The organism is Nitrospira sp. M1 (genome assembly GCF_965152605.1).
In genome coordinates this window covers 780,898-795,282 of the sequence record NZ_OZ224217.1, presented here as the reverse complement: position 1 = coordinate 795,282, position 14,385 = coordinate 780,898, and the positions used below count along the sequence as shown (strand labels likewise).

At 48.9% G+C, this 14,385-nt stretch carries 12 protein-coding genes; 5 read left to right on the top strand and 7 right to left on the bottom strand.

Annotated features, from left to right (window positions below):
• Positions 1-292 precede the first annotated feature (292 nt).
• Entirely contained in the window at positions 293-2,299 is a 2,007-nt protein-coding gene (gene uvrB / locus ACWHX8_RS03840; protein ID WP_447970645.1) for an excinuclease ABC subunit UvrB, read from the bottom strand.
• Positions 2,300-2,509: 210 nt separating this feature from the next.
• Here uvrB and ACWHX8_RS03835 point away from each other — a divergent pair, with 210 nt between their 5' ends.
• Complete coding sequence (locus ACWHX8_RS03835; protein WP_447970644.1) at positions 2,510-3,136, top strand: PEP-CTERM sorting domain-containing protein; 627 nt, start codon at positions 2,510-2,512, stop codon at positions 3,134-3,136.
• Positions 3,137-3,256: 120 nt separating this feature from the next.
• Here ACWHX8_RS03835 and ACWHX8_RS03830 read toward each other — a convergent pair whose 3' ends face one another.
• Positions 3,257-4,933 carry a formate--tetrahydrofolate ligase gene (locus ACWHX8_RS03830; RefSeq protein ID WP_447970643.1) on the bottom strand — a complete coding sequence of 559 codons (1,677 nt, stop codon included), beginning with the start codon at positions 4,931-4,933 and terminating at the stop codon, positions 3,257-3,259.
• Between the two features lie 273 nt (positions 4,934-5,206).
• Between ACWHX8_RS03830 and ACWHX8_RS03825 the strand changes: the two genes are divergently transcribed.
• Positions 5,207-6,547 (top strand): endonuclease/exonuclease/phosphatase family protein, encoded by a 1,341-nt coding sequence (locus tag ACWHX8_RS03825; protein ID WP_447970642.1) that lies wholly within the window; start codon positions 5,207-5,209, stop codon positions 6,545-6,547.
• A gap of 160 nt (positions 6,548-6,707) precedes the next feature.
• Here the strand turns inward: ACWHX8_RS03825 and ACWHX8_RS03820 are convergent, their stop codons facing one another.
• Positions 6,708-7,646, bottom strand: a complete 939-nt coding sequence (locus ACWHX8_RS03820; RefSeq protein WP_447970641.1) for a cation diffusion facilitator family transporter — start codon at positions 7,644-7,646, stop codon at positions 6,708-6,710.
• Between the two features lie 104 nt (positions 7,647-7,750).
• Here ACWHX8_RS03820 and ACWHX8_RS03815 point away from each other — a divergent pair, with 104 nt between their 5' ends.
• Positions 7,751-8,335, top strand: coding sequence for a DNA-3-methyladenine glycosylase I (locus ACWHX8_RS03815; RefSeq protein ID WP_447970640.1), 585 nt, complete (start codon positions 7,751-7,753; stop codon positions 8,333-8,335).
• Positions 8,336-8,514: 179 nt separating this feature from the next.
• The gene (locus ACWHX8_RS03810) at positions 8,515-8,763 is read left to right on the top strand and encodes a hypothetical protein (RefSeq protein WP_447970639.1); all 249 of its coding nucleotides are present in this window, start codon (positions 8,515-8,517) and stop codon (positions 8,761-8,763) included.
• Between the two features lie 190 nt (positions 8,764-8,953).
• On the opposite strand, the gene ACWHX8_RS03805 is transcribed toward ACWHX8_RS03810, so the two are convergent.
• The gene (locus ACWHX8_RS03805; RefSeq protein WP_447970638.1) at positions 8,954-9,505 is read right to left on the bottom strand and encodes a metal-dependent hydrolase; all 552 of its coding nucleotides are present in this window, start codon (positions 9,503-9,505) and stop codon (positions 8,954-8,956) included.
• Positions 9,506-9,566: 61 nt separating this feature from the next.
• Positions 9,567-10,253, bottom strand: coding sequence for an HAD family hydrolase (locus tag ACWHX8_RS03800; protein WP_447970637.1), 687 nt, complete (start codon positions 10,251-10,253; stop codon positions 9,567-9,569).
• A gap of 251 nt (positions 10,254-10,504) precedes the next feature.
• Here ACWHX8_RS03800 and ACWHX8_RS03795 point away from each other — a divergent pair, with 251 nt between their 5' ends.
• Positions 10,505-12,439, top strand: a complete 1,935-nt coding sequence (locus ACWHX8_RS03795) for a CocE/NonD family hydrolase (protein ID WP_447970636.1) — start codon at positions 10,505-10,507, stop codon at positions 12,437-12,439.
• Between the two features lie 591 nt (positions 12,440-13,030).
• On the opposite strand, the gene ACWHX8_RS03790 is transcribed toward ACWHX8_RS03795, so the two are convergent.
• Complete coding sequence (locus ACWHX8_RS03790) at positions 13,031-13,714, bottom strand: urease accessory protein UreH domain-containing protein (RefSeq protein ID WP_447970635.1); 684 nt, start codon at positions 13,712-13,714, stop codon at positions 13,031-13,033.
• 10 nt (positions 13,715-13,724) lie between these two features.
• A complete protein-coding gene (locus tag ACWHX8_RS03785) occupies positions 13,725-14,372 on the bottom strand; it encodes an O-methyltransferase (protein ID WP_447970634.1) in 648 nt (215 codons plus the stop codon).
• Positions 14,373-14,385: the final 13 nt, after the last annotated feature.

Genomic DNA, 14,385 nt, shown 5'->3' with positions numbered 1-14,385 from the left:
GAACAATCGTGTCCAAGAACACCTACTTATCTAAAGTTTTTGAATATAGCGAATCCAAATACGTTCCAGCTGAGGTCGATCAACTATAGCGAATCTCAATTCGGTCCAGTTATAGCCGTTCCAATTTACTTCCGTCTGCACGACGTGTGTTGTTGCGCTGTGTACATGATGTACATTCGGTTGGAAGTTATTTGGTTTCGCTATAATGCCTAAAGACTTTCAACGCGGTATCAAAACCTTCATGGGTTCGGAAGTTATTTGAAACGGCTATATCCCCCCAAAACACCCCACCCTAACTCCCCATTTGCAGTTCCTTTTGTCGCAGACTCCGAATCTTGTCACGCAACTTTGCCGCTTTTTCAAATTCTAAAGCTTTGGCTGCCGCTTTCATTTCTTTCTCTAACGCGCTAATGGCTTTCTCCATACCTCCTTCGGTGTGATACACCACTTCCTCTTCCGCAGCAAGTGAGAGTTCGGGGTAATCGGCTTCGGCGATTTGATGCTCCAAGTCATGAATTCGTTTGATGATTGTTTCTGGAGTAATATCATGCGCCACATTGTATGCACGCTGAATCTCTCGTCGTCGTGCGGTTTCATTCAGCGCCACTTGCATAGAGTCCGTGACGCGATCTCCATAGAGAATAACTTTTCCGTGACTATTGCGAGCAGCACGCCCCGCGGTCTGAATCAACGCACGCTGGCCCCGCAAAAATCCTTCTTTATCAGCATCCAACACTCCCACAAGACTCACCTCAGGAAGGTCCAGCCCTTCCCGAAGTAAGTTAATGCCAACAAGCACATCAAAGACGCCACGCCGAAGATCACGAATAATCTCAGCACGTTCAAGAGTTTTAATATCCGAATGCAAATACCGGACTTTCAGTCCCACGTCGTGATAATATTCTGTCAGATCTTCAGCCATCCGCTTCGTCAACGTCGTCACCAGTACCCGATCGCCCTTGTCGATGGTGCCACGAATTTCCTTCAGCAAATCTTCGACTTGCCCCTTGGCCGGCTTTACCTCCATGACCGGATCCATCAGCCCAGTCGGTCGAATGATTTGCTCAACCACGGCTTTCCCCGCATGTTTCATTTCATAGGAGCCTGGCGTGGCCGACACATACACGACTTGATGCATACATTCTTCAAATTCTGGGAATTTGAGTGGACGATTATCAAGGGCTGACGGCAGACGAAATCCGTAATTGACCAGATTCTGTTTACGGGAATGATCGCCTTCATACATGCCGCCAAACTGTGGGATGGTCACATGCGACTCATCGACGATGAGCAGATAATCTTTGGGGAAATAATCCAGTAAGGTGGGTGGCGGCTCTCCAGGCGCCCGGCCACTCAGATGCCGGGAGTAGTTCTCAATTCCATGGCAATAGCCCATGACACGAATCATTTCCAAGTCGAACTTCGTACGTTGTTCGATCCGCTGCGCTTCCAGCAATTGATTATTGCGCTGAAAATAAGCGATCCGTTCTTCCAGTTCCTCTTCGATACCCTTAATGGCACGTTCATGCCGGTCCGGCGCAATCACATAATGGGTTTTGGGGTAAATCGGAATCTTCGGAATGCGTCGCAACGACTGTCCCGTAAGCGGATCAATCTCATACATGGCTTCAATTTCATCGCCAAACATTTCAACCCGAATGGTGTTGGAATCTGACGCGGCAGGAAAGATCTCCACCACATCCCCACGGGCCCGGAAGGTTCCACGCTGCAATTCCGTATCGTTCCTGGCATATTGAATTTCCACAAGTTTTGCCAACATCGCATCACGACGAATCTCCATTCCTTCTTCCAGATACAACACCATGCCATGATACACCTCAGGTGAACCCAGGCCGTAAATACAGGAGACCGACGCGATGATGATAATATCGTTACGCTCCAAGAGTGCTGTGGTTGCGGCATGCCGCATTTGATCAATCGTGTCATTGATCGACGCGTCTTTGGCGATATAGGTATCGGTTGTCGGAATATACGCCTCAGGCTGATAGTAGTCGTAATAACTCACAAAATATTCAACGGCATTCTCCGGGAAAAAACCTTTGAATTCTTGATACAGTTGCGCCGCCAACGTTTTATTATGGACAACCACTAAGGTTGGACGCTGAATATTCACGATAACATTGGCCATCGTAAACGTTTTGCCGGATCCGGTGACCCCAAGCAGGACTTGATGGGACAAGCCTCGCCCTATGCCCTGAGAAAGAGACGCAATCGCCTTCCCTTGATCACCCTTAGGGGAATAGTCCGACTGCAATGCAAATAACTGCTCTGAGCTCATCGAGTTACCCTACCATAAGGCGTCAATACGCTTCGGCTTCGGCCTTAGCATCGGAAATCCCCTAGGAACCTAACCTTCAACATGATCACAACATTTGCTTGTGAATGTGACTTTGCTATACTGAAACGGAAATTTACAATTCTATATCCGGCCCCCCCCTTGTCGGACATGATGCGTATCATCTTACTCTTCAATAAGGAGATATCAGCGATGAAACATTCTTTGTTCGGCGGGATGATTCTTGGCAGTGCGCTATGCCTTGCAACCTTCACGTCATTCACCTTTGCCGCTTCGTACGATATCACATGGGAAGGCGCGGATGGCTACTCCATGTCTGGACAGATTTCACATGCAGACTCCCTGATCGGCAGCATCAACGGCGCACAGGTCGACAGCTTTTCCATCGAAGGGTTCCAACACGGTACATCCGTGGGCAGTTGGAATCTACCGGCGGGTCAAGCCGGCACTACCTTTAATTTCAACTTTGACACAAACACCGGCACGTTCCTCACAGGAGGACGAAGCGATACGCCAACGGGCCAACTGTGGAACGTCCCAACCGGAGATGGGTTCGGATTCTTCAGTGGGAATAGCTCTCAAGGTCTCTACGTTAATGGCTTCCATGTCGCCTCATCTCAGCTCATTATCGGGTCAACGGTGACCACCATTGGCCTTGAATCATCGACCTTGCGCGCAACGCTCAATTCTACGCCCCCCACCTCTCCGCCTGGAGGGAATGTCATTAACCCAGAGCCATCGACCATTTTACTCTTCGGCACCGGCTTCGGAACATTGTTAGCCTATCGGCTCCGAAAGCAACGAACGGCAAGCTCATAATGAAGAATTCGAATTAGTTTGTTGTTGCCAAAATGTAAAAATCGATCCACAAGACGGGGCTTCAAAATCCTCTGGAGCCTCGTCATACATTCTTTCGGCACGTCATATCCTCTTTCATTCTTAAAACAAGCCTGAAATCTCGCCTTTCCCATTCACGCCTATGGCATTAGCCGAAGGCACCCGTGGAAGTCCGGGCATGGTCATAATATCACCCGTCAGGACGACGATAAATTCTGCACCTAAGGAGAGGCGTATCTCCCGAACCGGAATCGTAAACCCGGTCGGTGCCCCTTTCTTTGCGGGGTCAGTTGAAAAACTATATTGGGTTTTGGCAATACACACAGGAAAATGACCGTACCCAGACTCCTCGAGTTCAGCAAATCGATCTAAGACCGGCTTGGGAAAGTCGACACCATCGGCTCTGTACACTTCTTGTGCAATCAGTCGAACTTTATCGGCCAATGGTAGGTCATCAGGATAGAGGACATGAAAGTCCGCGTGTGTGTCCTCAAGCAGACGAACGACTTCCTCCGCTAACTCTACGGCCCCATTCCCACCCTTGGCCCAATGCTCGGCAAGCACGACCTTTACCCCAAGGTTCGCACAGTCTTTCTTGACCAACTCAATTTCAGCCTTCGTGTCGGAGGTAAACTGGTTCATGGCCACGATAGTCGGCACTCCAAACTTTTTCACATTTTCCAAATGCCGTAAAAGGTTCGGAATGCCCTGGTGCAGCGCATTGAGATCTTCCCGCTCAAGCTGTTTTGGATCGGCCCCTCCATGAAGTTTCAATGCCTTAATCGTTGCGACCACAACAGCACAGTCCGGTCGCAACCCCGAGCGGCGGCACTTAATATTAAAGAACTTTTCCGCACCGAGATCCGCGCCAAATCCAGCTTCCGTCACTACGTAATCGGCTAACGTTAATGCCGTTTGGGTGGCGACAACCGAATTGCAGCCATGTGCGATATTCCCAAACGGCCCACCATGGACCAACGCAGGGTTCCGTTCCAACGTCTGCACCAGATTGGGATTGATCGCATCTTTCAACAATGCCGTCATGGCGCCTTGAGCATGCAAATCTTTCGCAAACACCATGTCTTTATTCGCGGTCCGCCCCACCTTGATATTACCTAAACGTCGCTGAAGATCATTGAGGTCAGAAGCTAACCCAAGAATCGCCATCACTTCAGAGGCTGCGGTAATATCGAATCGTGCTTCACGCACAAACCCGTTGGCTACTCCCCCAAGCCCTGTCGCCACAACTCGCAATGCTCGATCATTCATATCCATCACACGCCGCCAGGAGATTCGCCTGGCATCCAATCGAGGTTCATGGCCCCAATAGAGATGATTATCCGCCATCGCCGCTAATAAATTATGCGCAGCGGTAATTGCATGAAAGTCTCCTGTAAAATGCAAATTAATATCCGTCATCGGGACGACCTGCGCATACCCACCACCACATGCGCCGCCCTTCATCCCAAAGCACGGACCAACACTCGGTTCACGAATAGCCACAAGAGCATTCTTCCCAATCGTATTCAATCCATCAACCAGGCCAACTGCTGTCGTCGTTTTTCCTTCTCCCGCTGTTGTTGGAGACATGGCCGTCATCAAAATTAATTTACCATTGGGACGATCCCGAAATGATTCAAGAACAGAAAGAGGAATCTTGGCTTTATAGCGACCATAGGGTTCGAGTTGATCCTGGGAAAGACCCAGTCGATTTTTCGCAAGATCCAGAATCGGCTCCAACACGGCGTGATTGGCAATTTCAATATTGCTATGAGTCATGATCTTCTCCAACAGTTCAAGGTGACAAAAAAGCGATCATACCAACGAAGACCTTCCCAAAACTATGCGATCAGCTTATCTTAATCGATACGTATTTCGTGTCGCATGCTAGACATTACCTACTCGCCATCTTAGGATAACTCATACTGGGTATATGTTGGCTGCGAGCCTTCTCACGGTCTCGTCAGACAACGACAAACGCCCCAACAAAGAACCGACTCTTGCTACTCCACGTACCAATGGCGGTGGATGTCTCACCTGACAAGGGGGCCTATGGCACCGATCGTTCGACTCCTATTCTATGTGGCAATTGTACATTTCGCGGGCACCACTTCAGTGTTTGCCCAAGAATTTGAAGTGGGACGGCCCATCATCCTCCAAGCGACAAAACCCGTTGGCGTCCCGCTCCATCAAGAACACCCTCCGAATTACTGGAAACATGTTCCAACAAGAACACAAGTGACGCTCGAAGACATCGCATCGGATGGGCAATGGCTCAGCATCCGCCTGCCTACAGGAGAACAGGCCTGGGTCAGCATCAAATACATTCGAGCCAATGCTCCACCTCCAGCAAACGATTCACAAGACACCAAACGTATCCATGCCCAATCTGCCTCACGATCGCCATCATCAAAAGAAGATGAAGCCAAAGTCTGGAATTCGCGTGAAGGATGCGAACATGTGGTGCGGGACGGAGGACGGATGGCTCACGCTTCAGAAAAAACCATACGCCTTGCCACGTGGAATCTTCGATGGTTTCCCATCGGGCAACCCAAGGACCAACAGCATTCATCCGCCAAACCCACTGATATTGATTGGCTGATCTGTACGCTCGTGTGGATGCAACTTGACATCTTAACCGTCCAAGAAAGTCTCGCAACATCTCTCGCGGATAATGCGTGGGACACACTCACCAGAATACTCGCCAAGAAAACAGGAGGGAAGTGGAAATGGTACCGACAACCCTGTGGCCGGCCGAACGACCATCATATTGGCCTATTGTGGAATGATACTCACGTTAAGCTTTCTCAATTTGAAAGCCTGTGGCAATTTAATTCAAAAGCCAACTCCCCGAAGAAAGCCTGTACGTATGGACTCCGGCCCGGACAATACGTTCATGTCAAGTCTCGAAGAACGCATGGCGCGGACTTTCATCTCATTGGACTTCACCTCAAATCGGGTCCAACCGTTTTTGCCGTCGAGGAGCGTCACAAGGCCTTAAATCGTATTGACCGTACCGTAGCTCCGTTGCTCAAACAAGATCAGGACGTCGTGATCCTTGGTGATTTCAATACGATGGGTGCCGGAGACCGTCAATCGCAGACATCCGAATTAAAACATGTCCGTCGGAAAGTCGGAAACGAAAGTCCAGGGTTTGATGACCTCACGCTCACACCGCAGTGCTCACATTACTTTCGCGGCCGTGGCGGCTGGCTTGATCATGTACTCGTGACAAAAGGCATGAAAGAAGTCAAAGATACCAAAGCCCGCGTGACAGGGTATTGCGGTGTCGCCAAATGCCAAAGAATGAAAGGCGCCTACCCTGCCGCCTATCAACGATTATCCGATCATTGTCCAGTCGTTGTTGAGATCACCAATCAAGATAAGGACTAACCTGCAGTCAGTCTACACGCTACCGAAGAAAATCTCATTGCTTGATACACGTCTAAAGCTATCAGTCTTCAGTCTAAGGTGCTGTCGATGAACATTAGACTTTACACCCCCAGACTTCTTAAAAAATTCCCAGCATTCATGGACAGGCTTTATGCGCGATCTATGAAACGATCTCCTCTGCTTCCGGGCTTTTCCATTTTCGTTTTTCCGCCTCGATAAAAATTCGTTTGACACGGGGATGCGCCTCTTTGATTCGCCGATCAATCGTGTCAATCGTGTATTCCACCTGTTCGGAAGGTAACCCATCGTAAAACGCCACACTCACATTCACTAAAATAAATTCAGGTCCCATATGCATGGTGAGGACTTCGTTCACATGCGTGACTTCGGAAAAACCTCCGGCAATCTGCCGAATACTCTGCACAACTTCACGATTTGCACTTTCACCGATTAATAGTCCCTTCGTTTCGTAGGCCAACCAGACTGCCGTCCCCCCCAGAATCAACCCGATTATGACTGTGGCTGCTCCATCTAGATATGCAAGCCCTGTCACCTGCCCCAACCAAATTCCGACAAACGCCACCACCAGCCCCAGGACGGCAGCCGTATCTTCAAACAAGACCATGAATATCGTTGGATCTTTTCCACGCTGAACCGCTTGCATGTACGACCACTTGCCTTTTGCGTTTGAAAATTCTTTGAAAGCAAAGAACCATGCCCCGCCCTCAAAGATCAAAGCCAACCCCAACACAATATAATTAATCATCGGGTTCTCGACTGGCTCGGGATGAAAGATATGCAAGACTCCTTCATAGAGTGAGATCCCTGACCCCAATGCAAAGATTAATATGGCAACCACAAAACTCCAAAAATACACTTCCTTGCCATGACCAAAGGGAAATTTTTCATCGGCAGGCTTCTTGGCTTTATGTAGTCCATAGAGCAACAGCCCCTGATTCCCGGTATCCACCAATGAATGAATACCTTCAGCTAGCATTGCTGAACTCCCCGTCAAAGCTGACGCGGCAAACTTGGTAACCGCAATCAAGGCATTGCCGATTAACGCGGCGTAGATGACTTTTTTCGAACCAGAGGGCATAGGACACACAGAGTTAATCGATTAATGATAAAATTCAACGGCTATGACGCGCTGATTCTCACAGCGAGCATTCTGCACGGATTTGCGAACAAACGGATAACGTCATGATACGTTGTGCATGGGCCACAAAGGCTTTAGACATCACATACCACGACCAAGAATGGGGCGTTCCCCTTCATGATGACCGGCAACTCTTTGAATTCCTCATTCTCGAAGGCATGCAGGCCGGCTTAAGCTGGCACACGATTCTGCAAAAACGCATGGCCTTGCGCGTGGCCTTCGATTATTTCGACGCACAAAAAATGTCTAGATACGGTCCCAAAAAGATTCAACAACTTCTGCAAAATGCCGATATCATTCGCAACAGACGTAAAATAGCAGCCGCTGTGGGCAATGCCAAATCCTATCTGCAGATTCAAAAAAGTTTTGAAAGTTTCGATCAGTATATTTGGCAATTTGTCGATGGCAACCCCATTCAGAATCGATGGGCCGATCATCAAACGGTTCCTTCCCGTTCGACGATGTCTGATGCAATGAGCATGGACCTCAAGCAACGAGGGTTTTCATTTGTTGGATCGACAATTTGCTATGCCTTTATGCAAGCAACCGGCATGGTGAATGACCACACGACTGACTGCTTTCGGCATTCAGAAATTCTCAAGCAGTTCTCACTCAAACAAAAACCTTAAAATACTTTACTTAAGCATACAAAGTATTGTATGCTTGGTTCTATCCTAACCATACCCATTGCGGTATAAATTTATCCCGGCATCATCCGTGTTCAATCTGAATGTTCTCTTTTTGTCCATCTCATGGAACTTTCTACTCCATGGTGTGGAAAAACGTCTTACACGTTAGGAGGTCTTTCATGGCAACACAAGCCGGCATTGCAGAAAAATCCACCATCTTTAAAAAGGGCCGAAAAAAAGGATTCGAAGAATGGTTCGTTCGAGTGACGTGCAATGTCTTGGGATCCAGAGTCTATGGCCCCTTTCCTGCGGAACACGACGCAGAACGATTTCGCGAAGGGGCTGAGTTTGAACTGCGAAAACTCTTAGACTTTCAACTACCGATTCTGTCTGGCAACTCCTATATCAACGCCCAGACAAAAAGGTAGGTACAGTAATTTTTGCTGCTGCTCCTTTTTGTTCTTAAGATCTTTCGGCTCTTTTCCGGGAAAGACGGATAGCTGTTGATGCCGCACACCACCTCTCTTTTTGTTTTTCCCTCGAATATTCTACTTGAGCTTTGAGTTTTTCAGACGGTTATTGAGAAAAAGGCCGTTATTGGAGCCGTTCGACCGATCCCTAGTCTTCCTTGTTGCGAGAACACCTGCGTCTTGCCCACATTCCTGTCAACCAGATACCAACCGGCATTCCAATCCATATCACCTCGCTGCCCAATACGTGTAACCCTCGTTCACTGATAAAACTACCAATACCAATGGGAGACACCTTCACAGGAGTCCAGGGGAAAAAATACCGCGCATTGTCAAACGGGGCAAAAAACGCGACACCAAGGCCTCCATCGGTTAGCGCGTCCAAAAAGCCGTGGGACGCGGTGACAATGGAAAAATGCGCCACAAGCATCCATGCATGCCTAGAGCTTAGTCCAAGGTGCGAAAATCCAAATCGCACAACGCCTATCCCTAAGACAACGGCAAAAGAAAGGGAATGCGTCAGCCCCCGATGTCCCAAGACGTGCTCGTAGGAAATGCCAATCGTAAATGCAAGAACATCAAGGTCGGGCAGAATGGAGCAGGCAATGGTCAATAACCAAAAACGTTGCGGATCGACTGTCCATCGATGTGAACGTCCTATGGCAAACGCCACAAGCGCATGGGAAAACGCAGAGGCCATACACACTCAATTCGATGATTCGACTCTTCGTACTAAAGACCAGTCATTCACAGACTCCGCATTACCGAAAGTCAGCGTGGAAATGTAATGCGCGATCAATGACAGGATCGGATAAACTGCTTGCGATGAGGTTCACACCTGAGAAAGAATGGTTTTGGCTATGCTCACCAGGCACAGCGACCGTATACGCACCGGCGGCAATGGCCGCACAACAGCCGATTTCACTGTCCTCCAACACTAGCATGCGCGCCGCATCGACCTGAAACCGTTGCGCAGCCTTGCAATAAATTTCTGGATCCGGCTTGCCATTGACAATATCTTCTGCCGTCAAGAGAAATTCAAACCGATCCGCGGCACCGATGAGATCAAGCACACGCATGACAAACTTCCGTCGACTGCTGGTTGTCACGGCTTTCGGAATCTTGCGCGTCTCCAGCTTTGCTAGCAACGATAACAAGCCTGGCATCGGAGCTAACCGATCCTCTAACAATCTGGAAAAGATCTCATCCGTTTCCGCTTGAAGCTGTGCAACAGTGGCATCGAGCTGGTGCCAATCAATCATGACCTGTAAGGCCACGGAACTTTGACGTCCCATCATGTTATCAAGCAACTCACGAGTCACCTGCTTGCCACGTCGTGCCAATAAGACTCCACCAACTTCGGTGTAGAGTTCTTCCGTATTCACCATCAGCCCATCAAGGTCAAACGCGACAGCCGCGATTGCCGGCGAATGATTATGACTCTCCATTCCGTCCCCTTTACGTTTCAGATACTGACGATTCGCGTGAAATACGTGTGAATACGATGAACAAACAATGCCTGACACCTAAAAATCCCAACTCAATATCCAGTAGCTCATGCCACTCATTGCCTGTATGATAAGTCTATTCTTTCCATCGCAAAAGATATCGGGCTTACGTTAGCGCTCATTCAAAATGTCACTGGCAACAATATTTTTATTGCCAGGCTTCGCATTGTTACTTGGAGGCCGCACATTCAATGATGATCGCATTCCACAACACTGTCGTTACCATATCACGGACACTCCGATTGTGGGACCCCAAGGTTTCTTTATTAACCCTTGCCTGTGCGATCCTGTGTTCGGGAAGTCTCGACTCAGTCTCGGCACACACCGATGCCGCACAATCGATTCCTCGTCCGTATCATGGCAATGCGTCGCTAGAGCATTCTGAATACACGCGGTTTTCTCGATACCTCACCATGCGCGATGGCGTAAGGATTGCCATTACCGTCTATCAACCCAGCAAGAAAAAAAAGGGAACCCGCCACCCCACCATTCTGCACCAAACACGCTACTGGCGATCAATTGACTACCGTTGGCCCATGTCTCTCTTTAAAGATAAAAAGCCACGCGGGTTAATGGGAATCTATGCAACGCGATTTCTTGCCAATGGATATGTCTGGGTCGATGTGGATGTACGAGGCTCCGGTGCGTCGTTCGGGTCACGTCCTTATGCCTATGCACCAAAAGAAATTCAAGATGGTGCCGACATCGTCGAGTGGCTCATACAGCAGCCGTGGTCGAATGGACGCGTCGGAGCTCTCGGAATATCTTATGCTGGAGCGGCAGCAGAAATGCTTCTCGTCAACAAGCATCCTGCCGTCAAGGCTGTGGCCCCGCTTTTTTCTGGATATGATCTGTATCCAGAAATTGCGTTTCCCGGCGGTATTCACCTGAGTTGGTTCACCAAAACATGGACCTATATCAATAATCAACTTGACCAGAATCAGCTACCGTTTAGTAGTTGGATAGCACAAGCATTTGTGCATGGAGTGAGTCCTGTCGATGAGGACAATGGTCGCTCGCGTCTGAACTCCGCGCTCACGGAACATCATGTAAACTGGAGTCCACACACACAAGCGCTTGCACTCACCTTCCGCGATGATATTCCTCTGTCAAAGGCCATCCCCAGCATCGACAACTTGAGTACGCTACACTACGCCAACGAGATCGCCGATTCCGGCGCTGCGATATATAGCTATAGCGGGTGGTTAGATGGAGGCTATCAGCTGGCGGCGATCAAGCGGCAACTTCGACACAACACATCCGCCAACAAGCTCATCGTTGGACCGTGGGACCACGGGGGAAAGCAAAATATCAGTCCATTCAATAGTGGACCGTCAGCATTCGATCACCAAGGTGAGCTTCTGAAGTTTTTTGATTATCACTTACAAGACATCGACACTGGCATTCAGAATGAAGCCCCTATCCATTACTTCACCATGGGCAAAGAACGATGGAATGCCAGTGACATCTGGCCACCCGCCGCACGAAATTTCCAATATTATTTTGGAACTGATCATCAACTCACAGCACATCATCTGGAGGAAGATACGGGCACAGATCAGTATGTTGCCAACACGTCCGTCGGAACTGGTCACAACAGCCGTTGGGATACATTGATTGGGAAATCTCTAGACACGCCCTATGCCGACCGCAACCAAAAACCCGAACATCTGCTGCTCTATACATCGATGCCTTTGGAACGATCAATGGAAGTCACCGGTCATCCACTCGTCACACTGTATCTGAGCGCAAACACAACCGATGCCACAATCTTTGCCTATCTTGAAGATATCGATGAAACTGGAACAGCCACTTATGTTACAGAAGGTCAGCTACGAGCACTGCATAGAAAAGTCGTGACCTCCCCCAAGTACTATCCCAGTGGCATTCCGTACAGAACGTTCACTCGCCAACACGCATCACCGCTCATCCCCGGCACAGTCGCCAAGCTTTCTTTCGATCTGCTTCCGACATCCTATCAATTTCAACAAGACCATCAAATCCGACTCACAATCGCCGGCGCCGACAAAGATCACTTTGCCGTCCTGCCTGGCAAGAATCCTACCTTGACGATTCATCGCGCTACACCCTATCCCTCACACTTGATTCTTCCTGTTGTGGATTAGTAAACAAACACTTTGCTTCGATCCATTCCCCCCAATATGTGGTTTTGAGTCTCCGCTATAGCCATTCCGATAAACTTTCATACATACGAAGTTGCATTTCGCGCTCTCTCAGTTGATGCACATGTTTTCAAAATGCACCTGCTAACGCACGCTGCCTATAGGAGCACTCTCGATCATTCAACTTACCGTATCCGAGGACAATTTGGTTAATTTTTTTTGATGTTCCTCTATCCCCTGATAATGGGGAAAAGGTTGTGCATAACCTTGGAATGGAATCACTTCACACAGCAACGTCGATCATTTACACCAAACTGCCTAATTGATAGGCATTGTGTACAGCAGAAATGAACCCACAAGATCTACCGTCGTGATGTTCCTCAGGGTTAAACACCTAAGGTCAACAAGTCTTCGTGTCTCGTCGTTCGTATTTCGTCGCTCGCTATTCATAGAAAGAGTCTTCTGATTTTCATTGACTCTTCACGCTTGCGCGCCGAAGCGCTACAGCGCGCAGGCACGAATGACGCTTCACCGTCTTTCACAAGATTCGAGTCATGACAATGTAGATGGCAGAAAGGAGAGAAAAAGGAAGAGTTACCCAAGAACCGACCATGTGAAATACCCACCAAACCCAATGGCTAGAAGCGCAGCGCTGACCTTCATATTGTAATGCCATGTTCCTGGAACGAACACAAATGGAAGACTGATCAACGTACTCATGAGCAACATGCCGCCAATTGAGCCGAGACCAAATACGGCGATATAACTCATACCCATCGTCAAGGAAGGCATCGTGGTCATCACAGCTAAACTCAGTGCGGCACTTCCTGCCACGCCATGAATAAATCCGACGGTTAAGGCCTTCACTTGCGAACCCCCAATATGATGTCCATGGGCTTGCTGATCATGCCCATGAAGGTGAACATGGGAATGCGTCGTTTCATCATGACGATGCTCATGAACATGCACGGTCCAGGGTTGCCAGCATCGCCAGAGGAGATGCACGCCAAGCGCGAGGATCATCACCCCGACAACCGCTTCCAATCCAGCTGCAAGCTGTTCGGGAATCGTCCACTTCAAGCTCAAGACAAGAGCGCCGACCAACCCTAAGGCACAGGTATGTCCAATACCCCAGATGATTCCCATCAATGCCGATCGCCGAAGGTTTTTAGACTCTGCCGCTAACGTGCCAACGGCAACAAGGTGGTCAGGATCCAGGGCATGCGCAATACCCAGGGCCAGCCCAAGCAATAATGATGTGAGAAGTACGTGATCCATGACTTACACTCTACTGGCCATTCGAAGTGATAACGAGCACACCATCCCGAATTGTCACCAACACCGCAGACACACGAGGGTCGGTATGGACCATACGGTTTAACTCTTGAATGGCCGTGGTTGAGTCATCAACTGGTGGTGCCTGAACAACATCTCCACCCCATAACACATTGTCAATCAATATGACGCCTCGCTTCGTCAACAATTCCATGGCCCGCTGATAATAATGGACATAGTTCACCTTATCGGCATCGATAAAAATGAGATCGAACGGACCGGTAATTGTCTGAAGCGTATCCAAGGCCGGACCAAGTTTGATCTCGATTTTCTGTCCATGCGGACTTTCGTGAAAATACTTTTTAGCGAGTGTTGTCGATTGGACATCGATATCACAGGTGATAACCTGCCCATCAGCAGGCAACACTTCGGCAAAACAAAGTGCGCTATAGCCAGTAAATGTCCCAATTTCAAGAACACGTGTGGCCTTGACAACACGTGTCATCATTTTTAAAAACGCGCCTTCTAACGGACCGACCACCATCTGCGGCAAATCCATCGTCCGATAGGTTTCTTCTCGCACACGCCGACACACATCCGATTCGGCCATCGAATGCGCTTCGGCATAGGCTTCAATTTCCGGTAAGACTAAAGGCTTCACGAATCGATTATTC

Excerpts from the sequence above, each read along its gene's own strand:
- uvrB (WP_447970645.1), bottom strand. The coding sequence starts at position 2,299 with ATGAGCTCAGAGCAGTTATTTGCATTGCAGTCGGACTATTCCCCTAAG.
- ACWHX8_RS03835 (WP_447970644.1), top strand. The coding sequence starts at position 2,510 with ATGAAACATTCTTTGTTCGGCGGGATGATTCTTGGCAGTGCGCTATGC.
- ACWHX8_RS03830 (WP_447970643.1), bottom strand. The coding sequence starts at position 4,933 with ATGACTCATAGCAATATTGAAATTGCCAATCACGCCGTGTTGGAGCCG.
- ACWHX8_RS03825 (WP_447970642.1), top strand. The coding sequence starts at position 5,207 with ATGGCACCGATCGTTCGACTCCTATTCTATGTGGCAATTGTACATTTC.
- ACWHX8_RS03820 (WP_447970641.1), bottom strand. The coding sequence starts at position 7,646 with ATGCCCTCTGGTTCGAAAAAAGTCATCTACGCCGCGTTAATCGGCAAT.
- ACWHX8_RS03815 (WP_447970640.1), top strand. The coding sequence starts at position 7,751 with ATGATACGTTGTGCATGGGCCACAAAGGCTTTAGACATCACATACCAC.
- ACWHX8_RS03810 (WP_447970639.1), top strand. The coding sequence starts at position 8,515 with ATGGCAACACAAGCCGGCATTGCAGAAAAATCCACCATCTTTAAAAAG.
- ACWHX8_RS03805 (WP_447970638.1), bottom strand. The coding sequence starts at position 9,505 with ATGGCCTCTGCGTTTTCCCATGCGCTTGTGGCGTTTGCCATAGGACGT.
- ACWHX8_RS03800 (WP_447970637.1), bottom strand. The coding sequence starts at position 10,253 with ATGGAGAGTCATAATCATTCGCCGGCAATCGCGGCTGTCGCGTTTGAC.
- ACWHX8_RS03795 (WP_447970636.1), top strand. The coding sequence starts at position 10,505 with ATGATGATCGCATTCCACAACACTGTCGTTACCATATCACGGACACTC.
- ACWHX8_RS03790 (WP_447970635.1), bottom strand. The coding sequence starts at position 13,714 with ATGGATCACGTACTTCTCACATCATTATTGCTTGGGCTGGCCCTGGGT.